The sequence below is a fragment of the Lysinibacillus sp. FSL K6-0075 genome (assembly GCF_038592945.1).
Classification (GTDB): Bacteria; Bacillota; Bacilli; order Bacillales_A; family Planococcaceae; genus Lysinibacillus; species Lysinibacillus fusiformis_F.
In genome coordinates this window covers 3617293-3630880 of sequence record NZ_CP151947.1, presented here as the reverse complement: position 1 = coordinate 3630880, position 13588 = coordinate 3617293, and the positions used below count along the sequence as shown (strand labels likewise).

Annotated in this window: 14 protein-coding genes and 1 riboswitch; of the genes, 9 read left to right on the top strand and 5 right to left on the bottom strand. The window is 37.8% G+C overall.

The genetic code is table 11. The features are described 5' to 3' along the window. Window positions 1–52: 52 nt before the first annotated feature. A complete protein-coding gene (locus MHB65_RS17770) occupies window positions 53–268 on the top strand; it encodes an alpha/beta-type small acid-soluble spore protein (protein WP_036118875.1) in 216 nt (71 codons plus the stop codon). 70 nt (window positions 269–338) lie between these two features. Here the strand turns inward: MHB65_RS17770 and thiE are convergent, their stop codons facing one another. Genes thiE through thiM form a run of 3 tightly spaced genes read right to left on the bottom strand, consistent with a single transcriptional unit; the run spans window position 339 to window position 2552 of the window. Then, entirely contained in the window at window positions 339–983 is a 645-nt protein-coding gene (gene thiE, locus MHB65_RS17765; protein WP_342441207.1) for a thiamine phosphate synthase, read from the bottom strand. After that, window positions 973–1797 carry a bifunctional hydroxymethylpyrimidine kinase/phosphomethylpyrimidine kinase gene (gene thiD / locus MHB65_RS17760; protein ID WP_342441206.1) on the bottom strand — a complete coding sequence of 275 codons (825 nt, stop codon included), beginning with the start codon at window positions 1795–1797 and terminating at the stop codon, window positions 973–975. Before thiD ends, thiE begins: the two co-directional genes overlap by 11 nt. Further along, entirely contained in the window at window positions 1785–2552 is a 768-nt protein-coding gene (gene thiM / locus MHB65_RS17755) for a hydroxyethylthiazole kinase (RefSeq protein ID WP_342441205.1), read from the bottom strand. The genes thiD and thiM overlap by 13 nt, the downstream gene beginning before the upstream one ends. A gap of 87 nt (window positions 2553–2639) precedes the next feature. Next, window positions 2640–2737, bottom strand: a riboswitch (TPP riboswitch). A 190-nt stretch (window positions 2738–2927) separates the two neighbouring features. Here thiM and MHB65_RS17750 point away from each other — a divergent pair. From MHB65_RS17750 to MHB65_RS17730, 5 genes are all read left to right on the top strand, one after another. Next, complete coding sequence (locus MHB65_RS17750; protein ID WP_342441204.1) at window positions 2928–4511, top strand: acyl--CoA ligase; 1584 nt, start codon at window positions 2928–2930, stop codon at window positions 4509–4511. Window positions 4512–4698: 187 nt separating this feature from the next. Beyond that, window positions 4699–5712, top strand: coding sequence for a signal peptide peptidase SppA (gene sppA, locus MHB65_RS17745; RefSeq protein ID WP_205444973.1), 1014 nt, complete (start codon window positions 4699–4701; stop codon window positions 5710–5712). Between the two features lie 12 nt (window positions 5713–5724). Further along, window positions 5725–6351, top strand: coding sequence for an RDD family protein (locus tag MHB65_RS17740; protein ID WP_342441203.1), 627 nt, complete (start codon window positions 5725–5727; stop codon window positions 6349–6351). Window positions 6352–6475: 124 nt separating this feature from the next. Further along, window positions 6476–6979: a thiol peroxidase gene (gene tpx, locus MHB65_RS17735; RefSeq protein WP_004226187.1), complete on the top strand. Its 504-nt coding sequence runs from the start codon at window positions 6476–6478 to the stop codon at window positions 6977–6979. An 89-nt stretch (window positions 6980–7068) separates the two neighbouring features. Next, window positions 7069–7998 carry a class I SAM-dependent methyltransferase gene (locus MHB65_RS17730; RefSeq protein WP_205444970.1) on the top strand — a complete coding sequence of 310 codons (930 nt, stop codon included), beginning with the start codon at window positions 7069–7071 and terminating at the stop codon, window positions 7996–7998. A 66-nt stretch (window positions 7999–8064) separates the two neighbouring features. Here MHB65_RS17730 and MHB65_RS17725 read toward each other — a convergent pair whose 3' ends face one another. After that, window positions 8065–8514 carry a universal stress protein gene (locus tag MHB65_RS17725; RefSeq protein ID WP_205444968.1) on the bottom strand — a complete coding sequence of 150 codons (450 nt, stop codon included), beginning with the start codon at window positions 8512–8514 and terminating at the stop codon, window positions 8065–8067. Between the two features lie 421 nt (window positions 8515–8935). On the opposite strand from MHB65_RS17725, the gene ald reads away from it, so the two are divergent. Continuing rightward, window positions 8936–10051 (top strand): alanine dehydrogenase, encoded by a 1116-nt coding sequence (gene ald / locus MHB65_RS17720; protein WP_342441202.1) that lies wholly within the window; start codon window positions 8936–8938, stop codon window positions 10049–10051. A 51-nt stretch (window positions 10052–10102) separates the two neighbouring features. Here ald and MHB65_RS17715 read toward each other — a convergent pair whose 3' ends face one another. Then, window positions 10103–11191 carry a Xaa-Pro peptidase family protein gene (locus MHB65_RS17715; protein WP_342441201.1) on the bottom strand — a complete coding sequence of 363 codons (1089 nt, stop codon included), beginning with the start codon at window positions 11189–11191 and terminating at the stop codon, window positions 10103–10105. 232 nt (window positions 11192–11423) lie between these two features. Between MHB65_RS17715 and MHB65_RS17710 the strand changes: the two genes are divergently transcribed. After that, window positions 11424–12107, top strand: coding sequence for a metal-dependent hydrolase (locus MHB65_RS17710; protein ID WP_205444963.1), 684 nt, complete (start codon window positions 11424–11426; stop codon window positions 12105–12107). Window positions 12108–12259: 152 nt separating this feature from the next. Beyond that, on the top strand, window positions 12260–13567 hold the full coding sequence (locus MHB65_RS17705; protein WP_205444962.1) for a DRTGG domain-containing protein: 1308 nt from the start codon (window positions 12260–12262) through the stop codon (window positions 13565–13567). Window positions 13568–13588 lie beyond the last annotated feature (21 nt).

Genomic DNA, 13588 nt, shown 5'->3' with positions numbered 1-13588 from the left:
TGTATTAAAAATCTAATATCGCACATTCTATATTCACAAGGAGGTGAGAGACATGACTTCAAACAACAACCGCAGTTCAAACAAGCTTGCAGTACCTGGTGTACAACAAGCACTTGATCAAATGAAATACGAAATTGCACAAGAATTTGGTGTTCAATTAGGAGCTGAAGCTTCAGCTCGTGCCAACGGTTCCGTTGGTGGTGAAATCACTAAACGTCTTGTACAAATGGCAGAATCTCAATTAAAAGGTATGCCAAACAACCAATAAATGCTGATTAAGCATTTATAAACTTAAAACCAGTGACCGTAAAAGGCACTGGTTTTAGTTTGTTTATTGATCATTTATTTATACGACATAAAGACTTAAACGTAGATACTGTATGTTCAATATCTTCGCTTTGACAGATAGCTGAAATCACAGTAATACCATCAGCACCAGCTTGAAATACAGTATGTGCATTTTTACAATTAATTCCTCCGATTGCTACAATCGGTAATTCAGGATGAAGATAACGAGCCTGCTGTAAAAAAGATGTGCCACAAGGTGGTTGTGCATCACTTTTAGAAGATGTTGCAAAGATTGGACCAATCCCTACATAATCAGCTTGATGGTTAATAGCCGTTTGCAATTCGTCCTGTGAATGGACAGAAACACCAAGAATCATGTTCCCAATTCTTTTACGTGCTACTCCAACAGGTAAATCATCTTGTCCGATATGAACACCATCAGCACCGAGTCGCATCGCTAGCTCGACATCGTCATTAACGATAAAGGGTACACTATACTGATGACATCGTTTTTGACATTGGCGTGCAAACTGTTCATAGGCTAATCCAGTTAACGCATGAGGACCTTTTTCGCGAAATTGAAACATTGTAATGCCTGCTTGTAATGCCTTTTCTAGGATATAGATCGATTGTTCATGATGAGGAACATTGCTCGTACCCATAATAAAATAAAGCTGCAAATCCTCACGTTTCATGAATAATCACCTCACAGGCTTCCTTATGCTGTTGATAAGCAAAATGATTTGTGGGTCCATGACCATTTCCAATCGATAAATCATACATAATTGCTAATTGGATAAACTTTTTAGCTTCAATAATGGCTTCTTCCATAGCAAATCCTCGTCCAAGAAAAGCAGTAAGTGCTGCTGAAAATGTACAGCCAGTACCGTGCGTATTTTTTGTTTGGATTCGAGGAGATTGCATCGAAAAAGATCGTCCATTTTTGAAAAATACATAATCAATGGCATATAGTGGATCTGTTAAATGTCCACCTTTGATGATGACACATTGTACACCAAGTTGTAACAAGCTTTGAGCTACTTCTTTCATATCTTCAAAATGATGAATAGATCTCCCTGTAAGTGTCTCTGCTTCGGGTATATTGGGCGTAACAACCGTAGCAAGTGGTAGTAAAGTTGAGCATAGTGCATCGATAGCTTCTTGCTGCAATAGGCTTTCTCCACCTTTTGCAATCATCACAGGATCAACAATCAGTGGAATGTTTAGCTCACTGATCATACTTGCGATTGTTTTGATAATAGCTGAGGAATAAAGCATTCCTGTTTTAATCGCAGTTATTGAAAAATCTTCTACTAAGGCTTCGAATTGTTTTTTTATAAAGGAAACGTCAATTGGGTAAACACCTGTTACACTCAATGTATTTTGTGCAGTTAATGCTGTAATAACAGAAGTGCCAAACACTTTTAATTCCTGAAATGTTTTTAAATCAGCCTGTATACCAGCACCGCCTCCGCTATCTGAGCCAGCAATCGTCGTTACAATATGCATGAAGCTTCACCATCCTTTGACAAACGATGTATAGCATTAAGTAAGGCGATTTGAAAATCACCGATATCTGCAGTAAATGCTGATGCTAGTACACCTGCTTTTTTATAGTAAGTAAGTGTTTCTGTTAATTGCTGGTAAGGGTTAGGTCCAACACGATAGGCAGCACCGCAAATTGCGCTTAGTAAACAACCTGTACCCGTTACTTCCGTCATTTGTGGATGACCACCAGCAATCCATTGGCTATGCTTACCATCAGTTATAAAATCACGTTCCCCCGTTACAATAACTATGCATTGATAGCGTTGAGCCAATAATGTGGCTTCTGCTTCCATAGCGATGGAGCCATGACCACTATCGACCCCCTTTTGTTGCCAATCTACACCGGCTATTGCAGCAAGCTCGCCGAGATTACAGCGAATCACAGCAAATTGTATGTTCTCAAGTAAATGTTTGACGGTTTCCTTACGATAAGTTGTGGCTCCAACTCCAACAGGATCTAAAATAACAGGAATACCAAGTGCATTCGCTTTTTTACCTGCTAATAGCATGGCGCTTTTTGTACGATCATTAAGCGTTCCGATATTAATTAATAGTGCTTGAGCAATCGCTACCATTTCCTCTACCTCTTGGCTGTCATCAGCCATTACCGGTGAGGCACCTATTGCTAATAAACCATTTGCTTGAAAATTTGCCACTACATAATTGGTGATGCAATGGACGAGTGGTTGCTGTTGACGAATTGTTTGAAATATCATTGTAGTCCTCCTCTGTGGATGGACGTAAGCATGCAAAAAAGGCTCTTTTTGTGTAAAAATGCACGAAAAAGAGCCTTTCATCTGTAAAAAACGATGTCTATTGCTCCCTACGTCAGTATTAACTAACAGGTTCAAAGGGTCAGGTTTTACCTTCTCAACTCTTGCGAGTCCCCCTGCAATCTTGTATTTAGTTGACCAAAATGTACCACACTTTTCATATGTATTCAATAACTAGTTTTCCTATAAACAAAACGTGACTGATGCCATATAGCAAAGTATGATAGTTGTCATGACTTTAACGAAATTGAGTGTAAACCATTGAAAATAATGAAAAAGGAGTTTTATAATGTGTCATAGCAAAAGGGGGCATTTGCCATGAAAAGACAAGATTTAGTTGCACCAGAATGGTATAACATAGCAGAGGAAATTGAAAAATATGCGCAGGATGCAACAAAAAATGCTTTAATCATTTATGAAGAAAATCAAGACGTCCAATTTATTACATATGCACATTTATTGGAAAAAGCGAATCAAGCAGCACATGTTTTCACCAAGCAAGGCTTAAAGAAAGGTGATGTCATTTTAGTGATGGTACCACGTTCAGTGGAAGCATATATTGTGTATATTGCTGCATTGAAAGCGGGTTTAACCATTATTCCAAGCTCAGAAATGTTAAGAACAAAAGATATTGAATATCGTATTCACCATGCCAATGCTAAAGCGGTTATTGCATTTGAACCTTATATTGAACAATTTGATGAAGTGGGGAATTTACAAGGCATATTGCAATTTGTCATAGGGCATGCACACGAACCTTGGCAGAACATACTTGAAAAAATGCATAATCAACCTACAACCTACATAAACCCTATCCCGACTAAAAGCACTGACAATGCATTTTTAGCCTATACAAGCGGAACAACAGGAAATCCGAAAGCAGCGGTGCATACTCATAGTTGGGGCTATGCACATTTACGAACAACAGCACCACATTGGCTGGGTGTACATGAAAATGATATTGTTTGGGCAACTGCAGCACCAGGATGGCAAAAATGGATTTGGAGTCCGTTTCTTGCTACTTTGGGTAGTGGTGCTACCGCATTTGTCTACAAAGGTAAATTTGAAGCAGCTACTTATTTAGCATTGCTTGAAAAATTCAAAATCAATGTACTATGCTGTACACCAACAGAATATCGTTTTATGGCAGCGCTTGAAAATTTACATGAATATGATTTAAGTGCAATTCGCCAAGCTGTATCAGCTGGTGAGCCTTTAAATAGTGAGGTCATTAAAGTTTTCTTGGAAACATTCAAATTACAAGTACGAGATGGCTACGGGCAAACGGAAAATACATTATTGGTGGGAACAATGGTGGGGATGGAGGCGCGAGTTGGCTCTATGGGGAAACCTACTCCTGGCAACACCGTTGAGATTATTAATGATTTGGGCAAACCCGTTACTGTGGGAGAAGTTGGCGATATTGCTGTTCATCGTGAAACACCAGCCCTCTTTAAAAAATATTTAAATGATCCTGAACGTACAAATTTACAATTTCGTGGGGATTGGTATATTACAGGAGATCGTGCCTATAAAGATGAAGATGGCTATTTTTGGTTTGATGGCCGAGGCGACGATGTCATTATTTCCTCAGGCTATACGATTGGACCCTTTGAAGTAGAGGATGCCCTAATGAAGCATCCGACTGTGAAAGAGGCTGCAGTGGTTGCGAGTCCTGATAAAGTCCGTGGAAATATTGTCAAGGCATTTATTGTTCTGCGCAACGATGAAAAAGGTGATGAAGCACTTATTCAAACACTTCAAAGTCATGTGAAATCACTGACTGCTCCATACAAATATCCACGTGCTATTGAATTTGTAGAGGAGCTACCGAAAACATCTTCAGGGAAAATTAGACGTGTCGAATTACGACAACAAGAAATCAAACAACTCCAATCATGATCATTTCCTAGGAAATAATGTCGAAAATCAAAGTTCATGCAAAGGTATGGACTTTGATTTTTTTAATTTTTTTAGGTAAGGTAGGATAAGGAAATAAATAGCATAAAGCTTTTTGCATAGTATTATTGCAAAAAAATGAAACAAATGTGTAATTCATACGTATTACGTGTTAAGGAGGCGGAAAGACATGAATGTAAAAAGGTGGGTTGCTTTAGTAGTTGCAGGTGTTCTTTTACTATTTTCATTAGGAATTAACACCATTTTTGCGCTTTTTAAAGCAGATTTCCTAGGTAATTTTGATAGTTTAATGGCAGGTAATAATTTAGATGTATATGAAAATGTAATTGAAGGGGAAAATTTTGATAAGCGAATTGCTTATTTAAAGGTAGATGGAGCGATTCAAGATATTGGCTCAAGTACATTGTGGCAACCAGTTGCCTATGATCATCAATTTTTCTTAGAACAATTGGATAATATTTTATATGATGAGTCCATACAGGGTGTTGTTTTAAGCGTCAATTCACCAGGTGGTGGTGTGAAGGAATCAGCAGAAATCTATAAAAAGCTTCTGAAAATTAAAGAAGAACGACAAATTCCAATTTATGTATCAATGGATTCTATGGCCGCTTCAGGTGGTTATTATATTTCGGCACCTGCAGATAAAATATTTGCCCATCGTGATACAATAACAGGTTCTATTGGTGTCATCATGCAATCCATTAACTATCAAGAGCTGGCTGAAAAAGTTGGTGTTAAATTTGAGACGTTTAAATCAGGGGAGCATAAAGATATGCTAAGCCCAATGCGTGAAGTGACAGCAGAGGAACGTGCAATGATGCAAGATATGATTAATGAAACGTACGAAGAATTTGTAGATATTGTAGAACAGGGACGTAATATGTCTGAAGCAGAAGTGAAGAAGGTTGCAGATGGTCGTATTCTTGGTGGTACAAAAGCGCTTGAAGCAGGATTAATTGATGAAATTGGTGATGAAGAAGCGGCCATTGCAGCTCTTCGTGAAGATTATGGACTTGAAGATGCCGCTTTATTTGAGTATTCATATGATATGGGTGGCTGGCAATCATACGTTGGTATGAAAATTGGCTCCATGTTTGGTCCATCTGCAGAAGAGAAAATGCTAATGAAAATCATGACGGACTATAGCGCACCGAAAATGATGTATCTATACGGGGAATACTAGGGGGGGAGCACAATGACAAACAATGAAATTGTTATGCAAGGTTCACCCTCTATGGAAAATGGCTTTCTTATGAAGACATCAGGAGAATCAGCAAAGCATAAAAACTATGCATTAAAAACTGCTGGTTTTTGGGTACGATTTTGGGCATTTTTATTAGATGGATTCATTATTTCTGCTGTAGGTGGAATACTCGTTAATCCTATTTTTTATCTGATGGATTGGTCCTTATCTGATTCTGTTTGGTACGCGCCGATTTCTATTATTACAGCAATCTTCTACTATAGCTATTTTGTGTTGATGACAAAGTTCTTTGGGCAAACATTAGGGAAAATGGTATTTGGATTACGTGTGATTTCATTAAAGCATGATCAGCTAACTTGGTCAGATGTGTTATTCCGTGATTGGATTGGGCGTATCATCAATAATATTTTTATGCCACTGTATATTTTGGTAGTGATTTTACCAGAAAATCAAGGTTTACATGATTATTTTGCCGATACAACAGTGGTGCACGAAAAAATCTTTATTGAAAAGGATTCAACACCAACTACTTTACCAAAGCAAGAAGAGATTATAGAAACTACTGAACAAGAAGAAAAACTAGAACTAGCCAAGCTAGAGGAAAAAAATGAACAATAAACAAATGGCTGTCTCAAATTAGGAGACAGTCTTATCTATTTCTAAGTATGTAAGCTATCATAGTTGCAATTAATTCCCTTCATTTAGTAATATTATGTACATATGAAGATTAGGAGGCGTTTGTATGGCACAAGTAACATTTAAAAATGGTCCAGTGACACTAGTAGGAAATGAAGTAAAGGTGGGCGATCAAGCTCCAGATTTTACGGTATTAGCGAATGACCTATCACCTGTAACATTAAATGATTCAGAAGGAAAAATTCGTTTATTTAGTGTTGTCCCATCATTAGATACTGGTGTATGTGATGCGCAAACACGTCGATTCAATGAGGAAGCAGCTAATTTAGGTGACAATGTAGTTATTTATACAGTATCTGTGGATCTTCCATTCGCTCAAAAGCGCTGGTGTGGTGCAGCAGGTATTGATGCAGTTCAAACTGTATCAGATCACCGCGACCTTTCATTTGGTGAAGCATATGGTGTGTACATTCAAGAATTACGTCTTCTGACACGTGCAGTATTCGTTGTGGATGCAAACAATAAAGTAACATATGTTGAATATGTACCTGAAGCTACAGATCATCCAAACTATGAAGCGGCCATTGCAGCTGTCAAAGCACTAGCATAATAAGCTGCTTTTAGGCTAAGATAATACTAGACAAAGGGGCTGTGACAAGTGTTTGTCACGGCTCTTTTCTGCGTGAAAGGAAGTTAGATATGGAAAATATCGAGAAGTTATTTGGTTTGCTAAATGAGCATGCCGAAAAAATCGAAAAAGAACACAATATAACGTTACTAGAAGGATTATTAGATGGGTTAGAGGCATGGCTTGATGGCGAAGTTGATTTTTCTCAAAAAGGTGCAACAAAAGAGGATATTCGTAAAGCTATTCAAATTGCTATTTTAAAAGGGATGCGCAAAGGCTCACAGCCGAATCATCAAATGACTCCTGATACGTTAGGGTTGTTAGTGGGCTACTTTGTGGAGCAAATTTTTGCAGAGCGTCTTGAAAATGAAAAGATCTCGATCATGGACCCAGCAGTAGGCACGGGCAATTTATTATTAACGGTTATGAATTTATTAGATGGGAAAGTGGAAGCAACAGGTGTAGAGGTTGATGAGCTACTTATTCGCCTTGCTGCGGCTACTGCTGATTTAACAGAACAGCCTATTTCTTTATACCGTCAAGATGCCTTAGAAGATTTATTGGTCAATCCAGTTGATGCCGTTGTTTGTGATTTACCTGTAGGTTATTATCCAAATGAAGAAGTGGCGCTCGATTATGAATTATGTCCAGCAGAGGGGATGAGTTATGCCCACCATTTATTCATCGAGCAATCAATGAACTATACAAAGGATGGCGGCTATTTATTTTTCCTTGCACCATCTCATCTTTTTGAGTCAGAGCAGTCTAAGCAATTACACAAGTACGTTCAAAAGCATGCGTGGATTCAAGCGATTATTCAATTACCTGATGCCATGTTTGCCAATAAGACACTTGAGAAGAGCATTGTGATTTTACAAAAACAATCGAAGGAATTGAAAGCGCCTAAAGAAGTTCTATTAGCTAAAGTGCCAAATATGCAGAATAAGCAAGCTCTTGCGCTATTCTTTGAAAAAGTGAAGATGTGGAAAGAGGGCAAGTAATTGCTCATGAAGTCAATACAAGTAAAAAGGTATCCTATTCAAGGATACCTTTTTATGTATTACAAATTAGTTTTCTGGTGTACGGATAACTAGTACGTCACATTTAGCTGAACGTACAATAGCTTCAGATACAGAACCGATTAGGAAGCGTTCTACTGCATTTAGACCAGTTGCACCACAAATGATTAAATCTGCGTCTACGATGTTAGAAAGCTCTTTTGTTATGATATTTTTTGGAGAGCCATACTCGATGATAAGATTAACATTCGCTAAACCTTCATCTTCAGCTTGCTTTTTGTAACCATTTAATAGTTCTTCAGAAAATGCTTGAGCACGTTCTGCGATGGAACGGTCATATGCTTCGATAGCAGCAAATGAACGAGTATCGATTACATTTACTAGATTTAATACTGCACCTTCGTTTCGTTTTGCAACATCAATTGATTTACGGAACGCGTATTCAGCTTCTTTTGAACCGTCTACTGCAACAACAATGCTTTTATAATGATTAGCCATTTGAAAAACCTCCCTGATTTGTATATGTTGATTATACCAAATGATTTTCTAAAGGAAATACTTTCCGTAAGAAAAATTATGAAAATGTGAAGGCATTTCATAAAGAAATGCTAATTAAATATAATTACTTAATTCCCACTATTTGCAGTGTGCAAACGTTTTTCGTGTGTTTGCAACTGCTCATGAATGAGCTCCATTAACTTCTATTTAGTCTCCTTTTTAGTTTCTAAATATAATAATTTATCATGTTATACAACGTTTGAATATTTGCTATTTTGTAAATCTTATAAATTTTATCTGTATTTGCATTAGTTAAAGCTTTTTTTGCAATTGTTTGGTAATATGGAATGGCAAGGGGTGCATCAAGTTTAGTTACATAAATGATGCTTATTTCTTACGTTATGGAAGGGGATAGGAAACAATGAAGATTGGTATTCCAAAGGAAATTAAAAACAACGAAAATCGTGTAGCAATGACACCAGCAGGAGTTGTCACTTTAACACATGCAGGTCATGAAGTGTACATTGAAACAGGAGCGGGGCTAGGTTCAAGCTTTACGGATGCTGATTACATTGCAGCTGGTGCGCATATTGTTCAAACAGCTAAGGAAGCATGGTCACAAGAAATGATTATGAAGGTAAAAGAACCAGTTGCTTCTGAGTATGATTACTTCTATGAAGGCCAAATTTTATTCACGTATTTACACTTAGCGCCAGAGGTTGAATTAACTCAGGCACTTTTAAATAAAAAAGTTGTAGGAATTGCCTACGAAACAGTACAATTAGCAAATGGTTCACTACCTTTGTTAACACCAATGAGTGAGGTTGCTGGTAAAATGGCTACACAAATTGGTGCTCAGTTTTTAGAAAGAAACCATGCTGGTAAAGGTATTTTACTAGGTGGCGTATCGGGCGTACAACGTGGGAAAGTCACAGTAATCGGTGGTGGTATTGCAGGAACAAATGCTGCAAAAATCGCTGTTGGTATGGGTGCTGATGTGACAGTTATCGATTTAAGCCCAGAACGTTTACGTCAATTAGAAGATATGTTTGGGCGTGATGTTCAAACATTAATGTCTAATCCATATAATATTGCAGAATCAGTGAAACATTCAGATTTAGTCATTGGTGCTGTGTTAATCCCAGGCGCAAAAGCTCCAAAACTTGTATCAGAAGAAATGATTCAGTCCATGCAAGCTGGCTCTGTTGTAGTCGATATCGCCATTGACCAAGGTGGTATTTTTGCTTCTTCTGATCGTGTGACAACACATGACGATCCAACATATGTGAAGCATGGTGTAGTACACTACGCAGTTGCAAATATGCCTGGTGCGGTGCCACGTACTTCTACAATTGCTTTAACAAATAATACTATTCCATATGCACTTCAAATTGCAAACAAAGGCTACAAACAAGCTTGCCTTGATAATGCAGCACTGAAAAAAGGTGTGAATACATTAGATGGACAACTTGTTTATAAAGCAGTGGCAGATTCACAAGGTCTACCATTTGTCAATGTGGATGAGTTAATTCAATAAACCATGCAGGACATAGAAAAAGGAAGCACACTAGTTGCTTCCTTTTTTGCATTATAGAACGATTAAATCTTTTGGGAACTTTGTTAATACCTCAACGCCATCTTTTGTTACAACAACATCATCCTCAATACGTACGCCGGTTACATCTGATTTATAAATACCAGGCTCAATCGTAAAGACCATACCTTCTTCCATCGTCATCTCATTAGCACCTGTAATAGATGGGAATTCATGCACAGAAATACCAAGACCATGTCCAAGACGGTGCGTGAAATATTCACCATAACCAGCCTCTGTAATTGTATCACGTGCAATTTTGTCTAAATCCATCGCACGAATACCTGGTTTCACTGCTGCGACAGCATTTGTGTTGGCAGTTAAAACGGCATGATAAATTTCTTTTTGAGCTTCACTTGGCTCACCAAAAGCAACAGTACGTGTAATATCTGAGCAATAGCCATCGTAAATAACACCAAGATCAAATAGTACCATATCGCCTTTTTCAATTTTACGTGCACCTGGCTTCCCATGAGGAGAGGCAGTCTTTGGACCACTCAATACCATTGTTTCAAAGGACATTTTACAGCCTTTATCTTGAATGGCACTTTCGATCGCTGTTAGAATTTCCATTTCTGTTTTACCTTCAGCGATTTCCTTGCAACCGATTTCAATTGCATAATCAGCTAACTCTGCAGCTTTACGTAATTTTTCTAATTCACTTTCATCTTTGATTACGCGCATCGCATTAATCTTTTCATCAAGACGCACAAAGCTAGCTTGAGAGAAAGATTGCTGTAAAGCTTCCAAACGCTCAACGATGAGCTGTGCCTTTTCAATAGCAAATGTAGCTGGATTGATTTGACGTGCTACGATGGCCTGGGCAAGAACTTCCATCGAATTTTCTGTATCTTGATGGCCAATCACTTCATAAGACCAACCAGCAGCCTTCGCATCTGGAATCTCCATTTGTGGACAAATTAGAAAAGGCTCCGCATCTTTAAAAATCATGACTCCTAGTAATCTTTCATGTGGATTACTTTTAAAGCCTGAAACGTAAAAAACATTGTCAGGTGTTGTTACGAATGCTGCATCGATGTGATTTTGCTGCAAGTAACGTTGGATTTCTTCAACCTTTGACATCAATATGTCCTCCTTTTATTACATGGAAAATTTTACGTAAGAAAGCTTCAGCTGCTTAAAAAGTAGCGAGAATTCTTATCTAGTACTGAATAATTGTGCTCTAACAGGGTAAAAGGCTGTTAGAGAATACGACGATTATTCTCTGTACAAGCATATCAAAAAAAGGGAAAAAGCGCATGGGTAGCGAATTAAAATGTTGGACTGTACTTTGTTAATCGAGGAGGATTTTAAGATGGAAATAAGTTATCATGGGCATTCAGTTGTCAAAATTCAAACAAATGGAAAAACGATATTAATTGACCCTTTTATTAATGGCAATGGACAAACAGACTTAAAAGTAGCTAATGAAGCGCCAGATATTATTTTACTTACACATGGGCATAATGATCATGTTGGAGATACAGTAGAGTTGGCGAAGAAAAAAGATGCGTTAGTTATTGCGCCAAATGAGCTGGCTAATTGGATTTCTTGGCAAGGTGTAAAAACACATCCAATGCATATAGGTGGTGCGAAGGAATTTGACTTCGGTAAAGTAAAGTTTACACAAGCCTTTCATGGATCTTCCTATGTAACAGATAATAACGAAATAATTTATATGGGCATGCCAGCTGGAATTTTATTATTTGTTGAGGGATTAACGATTTATCATGCTGGTGATACAGCTCTATTTGGTGATATGAAACTAATTGGTGAACGACATCCGATTGATATTGCATTTTTACCTATTGGTGATAATTTTACAATGGGACCTGAGGATGCAGCTTGCGCAGTTTCGTTTTTAAAGCCGAAAATTGTCGTACCGATTCATTACAATACATTCCCACCAATCGAGCAAGATCCACAAATTTTTGCAGATCTAGTGCAAAATACAGAGGTTCAAATTTTGAAAGCTGGAGAAAAAGTAAACTGTTTCTAATCGATGGTAATGCTGTACTATATGAATTGACACCACGCTGGTAGTTGAAATGATGGGGAAAGTTAAACAATTTCATCACTTTATATTAAATATTTTCTTAAAAAATATGGTACACTAAGAGCAGAATTGAAGCTTAGGAAATAGGTGATATTTTGTCTACAAAACATGAGAAAATTTTACAATACATCGAATCACTACCCGTGGGCGATAAAATTTCAGTACGTCAAATTGCAAAGGAAATGCAAGTGAGTGAAGGGACGGCTTACCGTGCAATAAAGGAGGCCGAAAATCGTCGCTTAGTAAGTTCGATTGAACGTGTTGGAACAATTCGTATTGAGAAAAAAAAGAAAGAAAATATTGAGCGCTTAACTTTTGCAGAAATTGTCAATATTGTAGATGGCCAAGTTTTAGGTGGAAAATCAGGTCTACATAAAACATTAACAAAATTTGTTATCGGTGCTATGCAATTAGAGGACATGATGCGTTACACAGATGCAGGTAGCTTATTGATTGTTGGTAACCGTATTAAAGCACATGAAAATGCCCTTCGAGCGGGTGCAGCTGTTTTAATCACTGGCGGTTTTGATACAACGGAAGATAATAAGCTGCTTGCAGATTCATTAGATTTACCAATCATTTCAACAAGCTACGATACGTTTACGGTCGCAACAATGATTAACCGGGCAATTTATGACCAATTAATCAAAAAAGATATTTTATTTATTGAAGACATTTATGTCCCAATGACTGACACAGCAGCGTTAAAAAATGATGAAACGATCTATCATTTCCAGAAGCTGAATGAACGTACGACACATGGTGCATTTCCTGTGGTCACACACCAAAATAAACTCGTCGGTATGATTACCGTCAAAGACGTTATTGGGCGTGAAGAAAACGAGCTTATCGAAAAAGTGATGACGAAAAATCCGATTGCTGGCTCCATGAAAATGAGTGTCGCTTCTGCTGGACATCGAATGATTTGGGAAGGAATTGATCTTCTACCAATTGTTAATGATGACAATATTCTGCAAGGTGTCATTAGCCGTCAGGATGTGCTGAAGGCATTGCAATTAGCACAAAGGCAGCCGCAGCATGGTGAAACGATTGATGATTTAGTGAAAAATGAAATGAAGGTACTAGGTGATGAAGAACTCATTGTTGAGTTTAAAGTCACACCACAAATGACCAATCAATATGGGGCAATTTCATACGGTGCTTTTACAACTTTACTAGCTGAGGTCGGTTCATTTGCATTAAAACGTCGTAAACGTGGGGATGCAGTGGCAGAGAATATGACGATTTACTTTATAAAGCCTGTTCAAATGGAAAGTACGCTTACTGTTAAGCCTCGAATTTTAGACATGAGTCGTAAGTTTGTGAAAATGGATTTTGAAGTGTATAATCAACAAATACTTGTTGGTAAGGCAATGATGATGTTCCAACTATTAGAACGTTAAGTATTGAAAAGGGATGGCCTA